Source organism: Bradyrhizobium sp. Leo78 (assembly GCF_059512425.1).
Genome location: NZ_JCAMOT010000239.1, coordinates 1 through 423, shown reverse-complemented (window position 1 = coordinate 423; position 423 = coordinate 1). Strand labels below are relative to the sequence as shown.

The 423-nt window shown below is 60.0% G+C and carries 1 protein-coding gene; it reads right to left on the bottom strand.

Going from position 1 to position 423, the window contains the following annotated elements:
- Window positions 1-103: 103 nt before the first annotated feature.
- The coding region (locus AC5ZG1_RS44475; protein WP_496136581.1) for an XRE family transcriptional regulator at window positions 104-423 on the bottom strand (320 nt) is incomplete at its 5' end.

The window sequence follows — 423 nt, the reverse complement described above, 5'->3', positions numbered from 1 at the left end:
CATTGCTGCCGGAGGTTCGAAAAATGTCGACGAGCACCGTCACGCCGTCGTCGGTGAATTCCCCCGCCAATTCGGAGTGCTCGAGCTTCTGTTTCTTTGCCATTCAACCGCCAGCGCCGGGAGGGGCGTCGTTTTTCAGATATTCTTCGTATTGGACCGTCTCGGTCTCGTCAGTGTCTATAGAAGCCGATGCAGGTCTTGCCAAGCGAACGCCGGCGCCGCCGCCATTTTCCGGGATGAAAAGCACGCCCGCATCTTCCAGGCAGCGTTTCATATCACGCAAAGCCTGCTCATCAGGGGAAAGCTTTCCGGCCTCGTAACCGGCAATCGTCGCCTTGGGGATTTTCGCGGCTGAGGACAGATCGCCCTCCGACCACGCGATGAGTGCCCGCGCGGCGCGGCACTGCGCTGGCGATAGACACG